Raw genomic sequence first — 11723 nt, 5'->3', positions numbered from 1 at the left:
CCTCCGCCGCCTCCGCCTCCGCCGCCTCCGCCGCCTCCAACCGAGGCTTCGACCGGTCCGGAAGTGGTTTGCTCGGATCTCGGCCAGAGCTTCGTGGTGTATTTCGAGTGGGATCGCGCTGATCTGACGAGTCAGGCCTCTGCCGTGATCGATCAGGCTGTGGCGAACATTCAGTCTGAAGCAAGCTGTGCGACCAGCTCGGTTAGCATCGCCGGTCACACCGATACGTCGGGTGCCAGCGCTTACAACCAGCGTCTGTCTCAGCGCCGCGCTGATGTCGTTGGTCAGGCTTTGATCGCCCGTGGCATCGATGCTTCGCTCATCACTGAAGAAGCCAAAGGCGAAACCGAACTGGCAAAAGCAACCCGCGACGGTGTTCGCGAGCCGCTGAACCGCCGCTCGGAAGTCGTGATCACCGTTCAGTAAGACGGCTTACGCAAGAAATTGAGAATGGCCCGGCATTGCGTCGGGCCATTTTTGTTTTGGCCTCCAGCACGGGGCCTTGCCGGAAATCGTTTCCTGTGAAACCAAGAGCCATGATTGATCTGAGCACTTTGAGCCACGATGATGAGGCGGCGCGAGAACGCCTCAAATCGCGCGCTTCCGACATGATTTCCCAGACACAAGGCTGGGCATCCATCAACACAGGCAGCTGGAACGTCGACGGCTTGCGGAAGCTGGCGCCTATTCTGGCGGATGCTTTTGCAGAACTTGATGCAGAGGTTCGCCTTGAAGCAGGTGACCCGTTCGAGTCGGTGAATGATGCAGGGGAGACCGAGACGACAGAAACCTCTTCGGTCATACGTGTCTCCGCCCGGCCAGATGCGCCCGTTCAGGTGATCATGTCAGGGCATTATGACACCGTCTTCCCGCCGGGAACGTTTGAGACGATCCGTGATCTTGGTGACGGACGTCTGAATGGCCCTGGACTGGCGGACATGAAGGGCGGTCTCTGCGTGATGCGGGAAGCGCTCCTTGCTTTCGAGGCCGGTTCGCTGAAAGACCGGCTTGGATACCAGATCGTCATCACACCGGACGAAGAGATCGGAAATTTTGCCAGTGCCCGCGCGTTGACCGAAGCCGCTCGTTCGGGGGCGCATATCGGGATGACCTACGAACCGTGCATGGACACAGGTGCCATGTCTGGCGGACGAAAAGGGTCTGCCGTGTTCGACATCGTCTTGCATGGTCGGGCTGCCCATGCCGGCCGGGCGAAGGACGAAGGCCGTAGTGCAATCGAAGCAGCCGCCGAACTCGTCGTCGGGCTCGAGATGTTAAACGGTCAGCGAGACGGCGTAACCCTGAATGTCGGCTCCATTGATGGAGGAGGTCCGGTAAACATCGTACCCGATCTTGCGATTGTGCGTTTTGGCGCGCGTGCTCCTGATGCAGATGCAGCGGCTTGGGCAACCGAGGAAGTACAACGCCTGTTCGCTAGGGCAACAGCGCGGAATGGAATTCATGGTCATTTGCATGGCGGATTCTACCGGCCGCCCAAGCCTCGCAATGCTGCGCAGCAGGCCCTTTTCGATGCCGTTCGGGCGACCGGGCAGGCGATCGGTCTGGACCTCGTATTCGAAGACACCGGCGGCGTGTGCGAAGGTAACAATATCTTCGCAGCGGGGGTGCCGAACGTAGACACATTGGGTGTCATGGGCGGACGCATTCACTCCAATGAAGAATATGTGCTTACGAGCAGTTTTTCGGAGCGAGCGATCTTGTCGGCGCTCCTTCTGAACAGGCTCGCGGATGGCAGATTGGATGGCGCGGGAATCAAAGCGCTGATGGATAACTGATCATGGCAGTAAACTATGTGATGCGGCCCTCGCGGCTGGGTGATTTGCAGTCGCTTATTGAACTGGCCGAACTGTCCGGACCCGGATTTACCAGTCTTCCGGTCGATGTACAGATTTTGCGGGAACGTCTGCAAAAGTCCGACGATGCATTCCTTGGGCGCCTCCATCGGATAGAGTACGGCAAGTATCTCTTGATGATGGAAGACGCAGAGACAGGTGAAGTGGTGGGTTGCTCCGCAGTGAAGGCGGGGACTGGTATTGACCAGCCGTTTTTTAATTATCGCGTGATTACACTGGCGCAGGCCAGCCAGGCGGCGGGAAACCTCCGCTTTGATATGGATGCGCTGGTCCTGACCAATGAATATGTGGGGTATACGGAGGTCGGAACCCTGTTCCTGAAACCAGAGCACCGCGGTGGCGGGGCGGGGCGTCTAGCTGCGCAGTCACGTTATCTGCTTATGGCGGCTGCCCCGGATCGTTTTGGTGACAGAGTGCTCGCGGAGCTGCGGGGCGTCGTCGATAATGAAGGTCGGTCGCCATTCTGGGAGTGTCTGGGACGGCATTTCTTCCGTATGGACTTCACCGAAGCGGATCGGCTGTCCGCCACGACAGATAACCAATTTATCCTGGATTTGATGCCCAAGTATCCGATCTATGTCGATCTGTTGCCACCAGAAGCGCGCGAGGTGATCGGCAGATGCCATTCCGATGGTGTCGGTGCCTACAAGCTGTTGCAATGGGAAGGTTTCGAGTTCGACCGAACGGTGGACATATTTGACGGGGGGCCGCTTGTGACGGCACAACGCCGGCACATACGGACAATTCAGGAAAGCTGCCGTATACGTTTTGAAGCCGGTGACGTCGATGCTGATCCTGCTGCGGCGCAGGGGCTGGCATCAAGTGACACGCTACCGGAATTCCGGGCGAGCCTTGCCAAGAGCATTCTGAAAGACCCGGATACTGCAGTGGTCAGCCCTGATACCCTTGAGATCCTCAAACTGAAGCCAGGCGCTGAAGGGCGCATCTGGCAACGGAGCAAGTCGTAATGAATGGTGCTTATATCGACGGTCGCTGGCGTGCCGGAAAGGCTGCGCATTTCCAAAACCACTGTCCTGCGACTGGGGAAGTCGTCTGGGAAGGGCACGGCGCCGATGAATCTGAAGTTCATGAGGCGGTCAGTTCGGCTCGTAAGGCTTTTCGGCATTGGAGCCGGCTGCCTCAGTCTGACCGAACGGCCATCCTGGAGCGTTATGCAGATGAGATCGCCAAGCGCGCCGATGCGATCGCTGAAACTGTTAGCCGCGATATGGGCAAGGCTCTGTGGGAGTCTATCTCTGAAGCCGCGACCATGAAAGCTAAAGTGGCTGTTTCAATCGCAGCGCAGGTGGAGCGTGCCGGAACGAAATTTTCTGAGGCCGCCTTTGGGTCATCTCACCTGACACACAGACCACACGGCGTCATGGCCGTGTTTGGTCCATTTAATTTTCCCGGCCACTTGCCAAATGGACACATTGTGCCGGCGCTTCTTGCGGGCAATACGTGCGTGTTCAAGCCTTCTGAGCTGGCGCCTGGTGTGGCATTCCATATGGCTGAGGCATTTGCCGCCGCTGGACTTCCAGAAGGGTGTCTCAACATTGTTCACGGCGGACGTGACACCGGCGGCGCGCTGCTGAACCAAGATATAAATGGTCTGCTGTTTACCGGCTCTGCGGCAACGGGGGTATTTTTCCACAAACACTTTGCGGGCCGTCCCGAAGTTATTCTCGCGCTCGAAATGGGCGGCAACAATCCGCTGATTATCTGGGATCCGGCGGATGTCGACGCCGCCGCCGACATCGCGGCTCAATCAGCATTCCTGACAAGCGGACAGCGTTGTTCCTGCGCGCGCCGGGTGATCCTCCCTGAAGGAAAATGGGGAGATCAGGTTACCGATGCGATCGTTGCGCGCGCGGAAGGTTTGAAGATAGGTGCCTGGAACGAAGAAGGCGTGTTCATGGGACCGCTGGTTTCTGAAAGAGCGGCCACGAATGCTGCGGTATTCCAGGACATGCTGCTCGCCCGCGGCGGACGGACACTGAAAGCGCTCGATCGGCTGGAGAGGGGCGGCGGCTTTGTCTCCGCAGGTGTCATCGATGTAACCGACGCCACAGACGTCCCGGATGAGGAGTTGTTCGGGCCCGTCATGCAGATCATTCGCGTCTCGGATTTTGATCAGGCGATTGAGCGCGCCAATGACACCCGCTACGGGCTTTCAGGTGGGCTTGTAAGTGATGATGATACTTTGTGGGTCAGGGCGCACCATGACATGCGTGCCGGCATCCTGAATCGCAACAGGCCGACTGCGGGCGCCAGCGGCGCCATGCCATTTGGTGGCCCGGGTCTTTCCGGAAATTTCCGTCCGGGTGCGTATTATGCGGCAGATTATTGTGCATGGCCGCAGGCGAGCCAGGTATCTGACAAGGCAGAGCGAATGACTGCCCAGGGATTCCCAAAGTGAGCGCACGGGAAGTCAATTTCGACGGCCTGATCGGGCCGAGCCACAATTATGGTGGTTTGTCCGACGGTAATCTTGCGAGTTCCCGAAACGCCGGCGATGTTTCAAATCCGCGCGAGGCAGCGCTGCAGGGACTGGAAAAGATGCGGACGCTGGTCAGGGCAGGGCTCACTCAGGGTGTCCTGCCGCCACTTCCGCGCCCAAACTTTGATCTTCTTGTCTCAGCGGGCTTTCACGGCACAGACCAGCAGATAATCGACCAGGCCGCCAAACGGGCGCCTCGATTGCTGAAAGTGGCTTATTCCGCCAGCAGCATGTGGACGGCCAATGCCGCAACGGTGTCGCCATCGGCGGATACACAGGATGGACGCCTTCATCTGACGGCAGCAAATCTCTCCACGATGTTGCACAGGTCTCTGGAGCATCCGGACACGACGGCATCGCTGCAGGCGATTTTCGGTGATGATAAGCATTTTTCGGTTCATGCCGCTCTTCCGATGCATCCGGACTTTGCGGATGAAGGCGCGGCGAACCATGTCCGTCTGTGTGCGTCGCATGGCGCACCGGGTGTGGAACTGTTCGTCTATGGCCGTGAGCCGGGCGAAGACCGGGCCGGGTTTCCGGCCCGGCAGACCAGACTATCCGCTGAGAGCATTGCACGTGCTCACGGATTGAAACCAGATCGCGCAGTTATCGTTCGCCAATCACCAGAGGCCATCAATGCGGGAGCCTTCCATAACGACGTGGTGTGTGTGGGGGCCGCCGACACCTTGTTTTTCCATGAGGCAGCGTTCGAAAATACTGAAGCAACGCTGGCAGAGCTTCGATCTGCTGCAACCGGTTTGTTTGACTTGAAACCGGTGATGGTTCCGGACAGCGAAGTCTCGTTGGAAGATGCCATCCGCTCTTATCTGTTCAATTCTCAGCTCCTGGTTATGCCTGGTGAATCCCGGCTGGTGCTGGTTGCGCCAACTGAGGTGCAGGAAGCCGATTCAACTCGGGCCTATTGCGAGCGTTTGGTTGCCGGCAACGGTCCGATCGGCCGGGTTCAGTATGTAGATGTGCGCCAATCCATGCGAAATGGCGGCGGGCCCGCTTGCCTGCGTTTGCGAGTCGTCATGACAGACGCTGAATTAGCGGCCTGTCACCAGGGAGCATTGCTGACCGAGGAACGGATCGACGCCTTGCAGGCAGTGGTGCGTACGGCTTATCGCGACCGGCTTGCTCCAGAGGATCTCGCAGATTCGTCATTTGCCGACGAGTGCCGAATTGCGCGAGAGGCGTTGCTCGACGTACTCGAATTGGAGGAACTGGCATGATCCGTCTCTACGATTATTGGCGATCGTCTGCTGCATACCGTGTTCGCATCGCATTGAACCTCAAAGGCATTTCTTATGAGCAGGTTCCGGTGAATATAGCTCCAGGATCAGATGAACAGAAATCAGCCGAGTATAAGTCCGTGAATCCGCAGATGCGCGTTCCGACGCTCGACGTGGACGGACAGCGGGCAGGACAGTCGCTTGCCATCTTGGAGTGGCTGGAAGAAGCTTACCCTAAGCCATCAATTCTTCCACACGATTCATGGGACCGCCTCCAGGCACGCTCATTCGCCAATACGATTGCGTGCGATATACACCCGCTGAACAATCTCGCGGTTCTTTCCACTCTGCGTCACGAATTCGGCGCTGACGATGCGTCTGTCACGCGGTGGTACCATGACTGGATCCGTCGTGGGTTCAAGGCCTTGGAAGCCTTTGCAGCCGGGCGAAGCGGTAGCCGCTTTCTTTTCGGAGATGCCCCTACGATGGCAGAGATCGCATTGGTTCCCCAGATCGCCAATGCCCGCCGGTTCGATATGGACCTGTCCGCGTTTCCCGGGCTGTTGGCGCTGGACAAGTCGTGCCTGGAACTGGACGCTTTCAAAAAAGCTTCGCCGGACGCAAACAAGCCGGCCTAGTCGCGGTTCTTTCTCTCGCGGCGCTCATCCGTGTCGCCTGGCCGGCGGATATCAACGATCTCAACTTCCTCGAGATCACCCAACGGTTCAGCCATGGGCGATGCGTTTGCATTCAGCCATTCACCGAACGCTGCAGCGGATTCTGTTACGGAAGAGTCCGGAGCGAGCACGGCAAAACCACCTTTACGGACGGTGGTGATATCCTTCACGCACGCGGCGCTCTCAGTCAGGTGAGAAGGGCAGTAAGTCTCTACTGACGTTTCTGGATTGTCGGTCAGCGAGAGCGTTTCGGGTTTCTTTCCGATCCGGTAGAAGCCCCCAAAGCGTTCCATCAATTCAGGCTCAAGTTCCAACTCGGCCAACAATGCGTCGGGGAGCGCCGTATCCGATGCGATGACCAGCGCGCGTCCGTGATTGTGTTTCCTGAGATAGATCAGAAACGCGCGGGCCAGATCGTCTCCTTTCGCGTCTGCGCGATACAGGGGGGCATAAACAGGCCCAATCGCCGAAAGTCCGTCTTCCAGCATGCGGCCCTGAAGGCGGGCGTTTTGTTCTTTCTTGTCGAGTTGCTTGCCGGTGCGGCCCTTCAATTCAGATGCGCTGTCGACAAGGAAGACATCCGTCGCCCAGCCATCCTGCCAAACAGCCGGAGGGGTTTCCTTCGGGACCACAGACCAACTGGCATAGTCGGTGTAGCTGAGCGGGCTCACTTCAATGAAGGGAGGGGGAGATATCACCGTGCGCCAAAGCCAGGTCCCCAAACCAATCGCGATGAGGGCGGATGCGATCCAGAGAACAGGTTTCTTCATTGAGGCGTGTCCGGTTGCGGTTGTGGCTCAGCCACGTGATTGCAACGCGAGAGCCAGCCCAGAATAACGAGGTTGGTCGACAGACAACTGCGCAATTGTGGTGGTTTTTAGATGGTCCAACAGGCCATCTGTAGAAAGGTCCATGTTCCCCGACCGGATGCGCTTGCACAGCTCACGATTAAGCGCATCGAGAGGGGTATCCGCGTCTGCACCCAAAAGCGCAATCAGTCGGTCTTTTTCGTCCGCCTCGGCGCCAGGCCGCTGTTCCAGTTCTCGAAGTATGGTCGCCAGCACGTTTGATGCGACACGGGCATGAAAAGCAGCGTGGCCCGTCAGTTGAGGGGATGCAGTGTCATCGATAAAGCGTTTCACCGCTTCGACGAGTTCGGCCGTAGAGGGGGCGTCATGCATGGTTGCGCACTCCTTCCAGCAGGTTCACTAGATCGATCTCGGTTTCTGAAACGCGGCGCCCGATGGCTGCACGTTCCACGCTTGGATCCGCTCCGGAGCGGAAGGCTTCATACATCGTCATGCACATGATGCCCCATTTCAGGCTGCCCATCATCTCCCACCAATCGATGTCGCGTGGGGTCATTTGCGGGCCACCGGCCGCCGCGTAAGCCTCCAGAAGGTCAGTCAGGTCACCAAATCCGCCGACGCGTTTGTCGGCATGTCCAAAACGCCAGGAATTGACGCACAGCCAGGCGATATCTTCGCGTGGGTCTCCGATATGGGCGAGTTCCCAGTCGAGCACAGATGCCAGACCCTTTTCAGAGACCATCAGGTTCCCAAGACGAAAGTCTCCGTGCACCAGAACGACAGGCAGGGCCGTGGGCGCGTTTTCTTTCAGCCAGGAAATGGCGAGTTCGAAAACAGGGCGGGGAAGATCGTAAGCCCGATAGATGGATTCGTATTTCTCAAGCTGGGTTATGCCATCGCTTACCGGCAGTTCTGGTAAGTTTTCCAGCGGAATGGAGTGAATTCCTGCGAGAGCCTGGCCGCACTGCCGCGCCAAAATCTTGCGAGCGTACGAGTATTCCTCGTCACGCAATATTTTTCGACCAAGCGTTTCGCCACTTATGCGATCCATCACGAAGGCTTGGCCCAGCTGCGGATCGTCTTCGAACACGCCGAGAACCGGTGGCACCGGCACACCCGCCTTGGCCGCATGAGTTAAAAGGGTTGCCTCCATGGCGAGGCCGATCGCTTGTGAAGAGCGGGCCGCTTCGACGCCTCCAGGCGCACGCCGGAGAATCATAGGCATTTCATGCCCGTTTTCCGACACCTGAAAAGCCCAGGTTTCCTGGCTTGCACCGCCGGATAGCCGCTTTAGACCGCCTACTTTACTGCCTGTGCCGTATTTTGCTTCGGCCCAGCCCTCTAGCGCGGTTGAGATCTGTTCGTTACTTCCCATCTTCGCCACAATTGCAGGGAAGAAAGGTCGCGCCAAGCTCTTCCCTTGCGAGAGCATGACGCGCGGTCCGGAAGGAGTTTCAATCGATGGCCAAGAAGCCAAAAAAGGACATGGGCATTCTGGAGGTAGAAAAACTGCCTCGTGTCAGTGCCTGGGCCTGGCTGCGTGCGCGCTTCTTCGCCGGCATGGTCATCGCGCTTCCGATAGTCGTGACGTTCGCGATCCTGCAGTTTTTCATAAATTACATCGATCAGCGCGTGGTTCCGATCTTGCCGGAATCCCTGAGGCCGGAAACCTATCTGAATTATGCCGTGCCGGGCTTCGGTGTCATCGTGCTGGTCCTATTCCTCACGATTCTCGGTGCCATTACGACCAATCTTCTGGGGCGATCGGTTGTCGTCATTACGGATCGGGTGCTGAGCCAGATTCCGATTGTGAGAACGGTCTATTCTTCGTTCAAACAGCTCGTCGACGTTTTCGCGAATAATCCCACGGAACAGTTTCGCGAATGTGTGCTGATCCAGTTTCCCCGCGCGGACAGCTGGTGCCTGGGCTTCGTTGCAGCACCGGCGCGCGGAGAAGTCAGGTCGCACCTCAGCGAAGAGTATATTGGGGTTTTCGTGCCTACGACACCGAACCCGACATCGGGTTTCATCATGTTCGTGAAGGCAGAGAATACCATCAAGCTGCACATGAGCGTGGAAGAAGGCGCCCGCATGATCCTGTCGGCCGGCCTTGTTGTGCCGGAACACCCGGATGTGAAAGCCGCTATCGAAGCGGCAAACAGCCAGTCCTCTAAGAAAGAGACCGAGGCACCATCAACTCCCTCGCAAGACGCAGAGCCCGGCCCCGAACCGACTCAAGATCAGGATCCGAATTGACGAGGGCTTCGGCATCCTTCGCCGCGATGGCGAGCAATGGTGCGTCCTTCGACAAGTCGATCACGCGGTAATCTGTCGCGCCAGCTTGGCGAAGGCCAAGAATGTCGCCCGGACCGCGCAGCTTGAAATCTGCTTCTGCGATTTCGAAGCCGTCATCAGTGCGCCGCAGCGTCTCGATTCTTTCCCGCGCCAATTCGCCAAGCGGCGGGCGGTAAAGTAGCAGGCAATAGGAAGGCTTGTCGCCGCGCCCAACACGGCCTCTCAGTTGGTGCAGCTGGGCAAGACCAAATCCTTCGGCGCGCTCGATAACCATAATGGTCGCCTCCGGGACGTCGACGCCGACCTCAATCACCGTCGTCGCGACGAGCACCCGAGTGGCGCCGGTCCGGAAGTCCTCGAGGGCTGAGTCTTTTTCTGCGGCCTTAAGGCGCCCATGGACCAAACCGACCGGGACCTTCAGTTGTTTTGACAGCATCGCGTGGCGACCGACGGCTGTGGAATCATCGTCATCAACATCGACTTTCGGACAGACCCAAAACACCCGTTCGCCGCGGCTGATAGCACGTCCGACCGCGTCGACGACTTCATCCAACCGCGTATCAGGGATGGCACGCGTTTCGACCGGTTTTCGCCCTGCGGGCTTCTCGTCGAGGATCGAAACGTCCAGGTCTCCATTGACGGCCTGTGCCAGGGTTCGTGGAATAGGCGTCGCGCTCATGACCAGCATGTGGGGACTTTCGGCCTTGCCGGCGAGCTTCATCCGGTCGGCAACGCCGAAACGGTGCTGCTCGTCGACGATGACCAGACCGAGATTCCGGAATCGAACCGTCTCCTGGAAAAGCGCGTGCGTGCCGGCAATGATCTGGATTGATCCATCCGCAAGTCCCATCAGTGTGGCTTCGCGAACGGATCCCTTGTCTCGTCCGGACAGTGCGGCAACGGTGTATCCCAGTGGAGACAAAAGACGGGACAGGGTTTCGTATTGCTGGCGCGCGAGAACTTCCGTCGGTGCCATGAAGGCGGACTGGAAGCCGCCAGCTGCAGCCTGTACCGCTGCCATGGCACCAACCAGCGTTTTCCCGGCGCCGACATCGCCTTGCAGCATCCGCCGCATAGGTGATGTGCCCGCCATGTCTTCTGCGATTTGTTCGGACGCCTGCATCTGTGCGCCTGTTGGCACGAAGGGCAGGGATCGTATCAGCTCGGCAATTCGCTCATCCGCGTGGGGAATGGATGGCGCTGAGCGCCGCTTGCGCGCCATGCGCGCCAGGGCAAAGGCACTCTCCCGTGCCAGGGCCTCGTCGTAGGCAAGACGCTCACGTGCGAGCGCAAATTTCTCTTCGTCATAGGTTTCAGGCGTGTGCAGCCATTGCAGCGCTTCTTTGAACTCGGGCCAGCGCTTGGCTTCGACCAGCCCCATATCGGCCCATTCCGGTAGATCGTCCGGCACCCGCTCGAGCGCCTGTTCCGCGAAACCATGCACACGTTTGTTCGTCAGGCCGGCCGTAAGCCTGTAGATCGGTTCTACGGCGGGCGGTAAAGGTCCACGAGAAGGATCAACGATATAGTCAGGATGGGTCATCTGGCGTTCGCCGCGATAGTCCTCAATCCGTCCGGAGACGATCCGCTCCTTGCCCATCGGGAACTGGCCTTGCAGCCAGCGGCCATCTGCCCGAAAGAAAGCGAGGGTTAGAAAGCCGGTGCCATCGTAAAGCTGCACGCGGTGAGGCGACTTGTCGTTGTAGGGCGGGTGATAAGCGTGAACTTCGCCCTTTACTGTCGCGACCTCACCGAATTCTGTTTCATCAATCGTGGCGCGGACCCGCCGGTCCACCCACCGCTCAGGCAGGTGAAGCAGCAGGTCCCAGACATGCTCGCCGTCCACCAGTCGCTCCAGCGCTGGTTTCAGTTTCGGCCCGACGCCCGAGAGGCAATCCAGAGGCTCGAACAGGGGAAAGAGTCGCTCGTCTCGCATTCCGGCGAACCTATGCTGCGCCCTTCGATGGCACAACGTCGCTTTGACCTGGGCGGGAAAGGCCTTATGTCTTTCACCAGACCAAGGAGCCGACCATGGATGCCCGCCGCCGCAAGCTGAAATTCCGCGCCTGGCGCCGGGGATTCCGGGAAATGGACCTCCTGATGGGCAGCTTCGCGGATCAACACCTTGATACCTATGATGAAACAGAACTCGATCAGTTCGAGGCGCTGCTGAACCTGCCCGATTGGGAAGTTTATGCCTGGCTGGTGGGCCAAGCCGATGTTTCCGACGATCAGCGCAGCCCGGTTCTGGACCAATTGATCGCATTCAAGTACGCCGCGCAGGCCGGTTGAGCAGACGCTTCGGCGACCGGGCTCACGGCCTAATTGCGTCT

At 58.5% G+C, this 11723-nt stretch carries 12 protein-coding genes; 8 read left to right on the top strand and 4 right to left on the bottom strand.

Annotated features, from left to right (window positions below):
* From HY26_RS09760 to maiA, 6 genes are all read left to right on the top strand, one after another.
* Positions 1 to 426 (top strand): OmpA family protein (locus HY26_RS09760; RefSeq protein ID WP_146740204.1); only part of this gene is annotated, 426 nt, incomplete at its 5' end.
* Positions 427 to 536: 110 nt separating this feature from the next.
* Positions 537 to 1796 carry a hydrolase gene (locus tag HY26_RS09755; RefSeq protein ID WP_034763943.1) on the top strand — a complete coding sequence of 420 codons (1260 nt, stop codon included), beginning with the start codon at positions 537 to 539 and terminating at the stop codon, positions 1794 to 1796.
* A gap of 2 nt (positions 1797 to 1798) precedes the next feature.
* Entirely contained in the window at positions 1799 to 2842 is a 1044-nt protein-coding gene (locus HY26_RS09750; protein WP_112073501.1) for an arginine N-succinyltransferase, read from the top strand.
* The gene (astD, locus tag HY26_RS09745) at positions 2842 to 4293 is read left to right on the top strand and encodes a succinylglutamate-semialdehyde dehydrogenase (RefSeq protein ID WP_034763938.1); all 1452 of its coding nucleotides are present in this window, start codon (positions 2842 to 2844) and stop codon (positions 4291 to 4293) included. Before HY26_RS09750 ends, astD begins: the two co-directional genes overlap by 1 nt.
* Positions 4290 to 5609, top strand: coding sequence for an N-succinylarginine dihydrolase (astB, locus tag HY26_RS09740; RefSeq protein ID WP_112073500.1), 1320 nt, complete (start codon positions 4290 to 4292; stop codon positions 5607 to 5609). The genes astD and astB overlap by 4 nt, the downstream gene beginning before the upstream one ends.
* Positions 5609 to 6247: a maleylacetoacetate isomerase gene (gene maiA, locus HY26_RS09735; protein WP_112073502.1), complete on the top strand. Its 639-nt coding sequence runs from the start codon at positions 5609 to 5611 to the stop codon at positions 6245 to 6247. Before astB ends, maiA begins: the two co-directional genes overlap by 1 nt.
* Here the strand turns inward: maiA and HY26_RS09730 are convergent.
* Genes HY26_RS09730 through HY26_RS09720 form a run of 3 tightly spaced genes read right to left on the bottom strand, consistent with a single transcriptional unit; the run spans position 6244 to position 8470 of the window.
* Positions 6244 to 7056 carry a hypothetical protein gene (locus tag HY26_RS09730; RefSeq protein WP_112073499.1) on the bottom strand — a complete coding sequence of 271 codons (813 nt, stop codon included), beginning with the start codon at positions 7054 to 7056 and terminating at the stop codon, positions 6244 to 6246. The two genes, maiA and HY26_RS09730, sit on opposite strands and share 4 nt — an antisense overlap.
* 27 nt (positions 7057 to 7083) lie before the next feature.
* Positions 7084 to 7467 (bottom strand): DUF6285 domain-containing protein, encoded by a 384-nt coding sequence (locus HY26_RS09725; RefSeq protein WP_112073498.1) that lies wholly within the window; start codon positions 7465 to 7467, stop codon positions 7084 to 7086.
* Positions 7460 to 8470, bottom strand: coding sequence for a phosphotransferase family protein (locus HY26_RS09720; protein ID WP_112073497.1), 1011 nt, complete (start codon positions 8468 to 8470; stop codon positions 7460 to 7462). Before HY26_RS09720 ends, HY26_RS09725 begins: the two co-directional genes overlap by 8 nt.
* An 86-nt stretch (positions 8471 to 8556) precedes the next feature.
* Between HY26_RS09720 and HY26_RS09715 the strand changes: the two genes are divergently transcribed.
* Positions 8557 to 9351: a DUF502 domain-containing protein gene (locus HY26_RS09715; protein WP_065382957.1), complete on the top strand. Its 795-nt coding sequence runs from the start codon at positions 8557 to 8559 to the stop codon at positions 9349 to 9351.
* Here HY26_RS09715 and recG read toward each other — a convergent pair.
* On the bottom strand, positions 9266 to 11326 hold the full coding sequence (gene recG / locus HY26_RS09710) for an ATP-dependent DNA helicase RecG (RefSeq protein WP_112073496.1): 2061 nt from the start codon (positions 11324 to 11326) through the stop codon (positions 9266 to 9268). The genes HY26_RS09715 and recG overlap by 86 nt on opposite strands.
* A 95-nt stretch (positions 11327 to 11421) precedes the next feature.
* Between recG and HY26_RS09705 the strand changes: the two genes are divergently transcribed.
* Positions 11422 to 11682: a succinate dehydrogenase assembly factor 2 gene (locus HY26_RS09705; RefSeq protein WP_034763924.1), complete on the top strand. Its 261-nt coding sequence runs from the start codon at positions 11422 to 11424 to the stop codon at positions 11680 to 11682.
* Positions 11683 to 11723: the final 41 nt, after the last annotated feature.

Origin of the sequence: Hyphomonas sp. GM-8P (assembly GCF_003263315.1) — a bacterium.
Taxonomy (GTDB): domain Bacteria; phylum Pseudomonadota; class Alphaproteobacteria; order Caulobacterales; family Hyphomonadaceae; genus Hyphomonas.
Note: the sequence above shows the minus strand (reverse complement) of the source record. Positions and strands in the feature narration are given on the sequence as shown.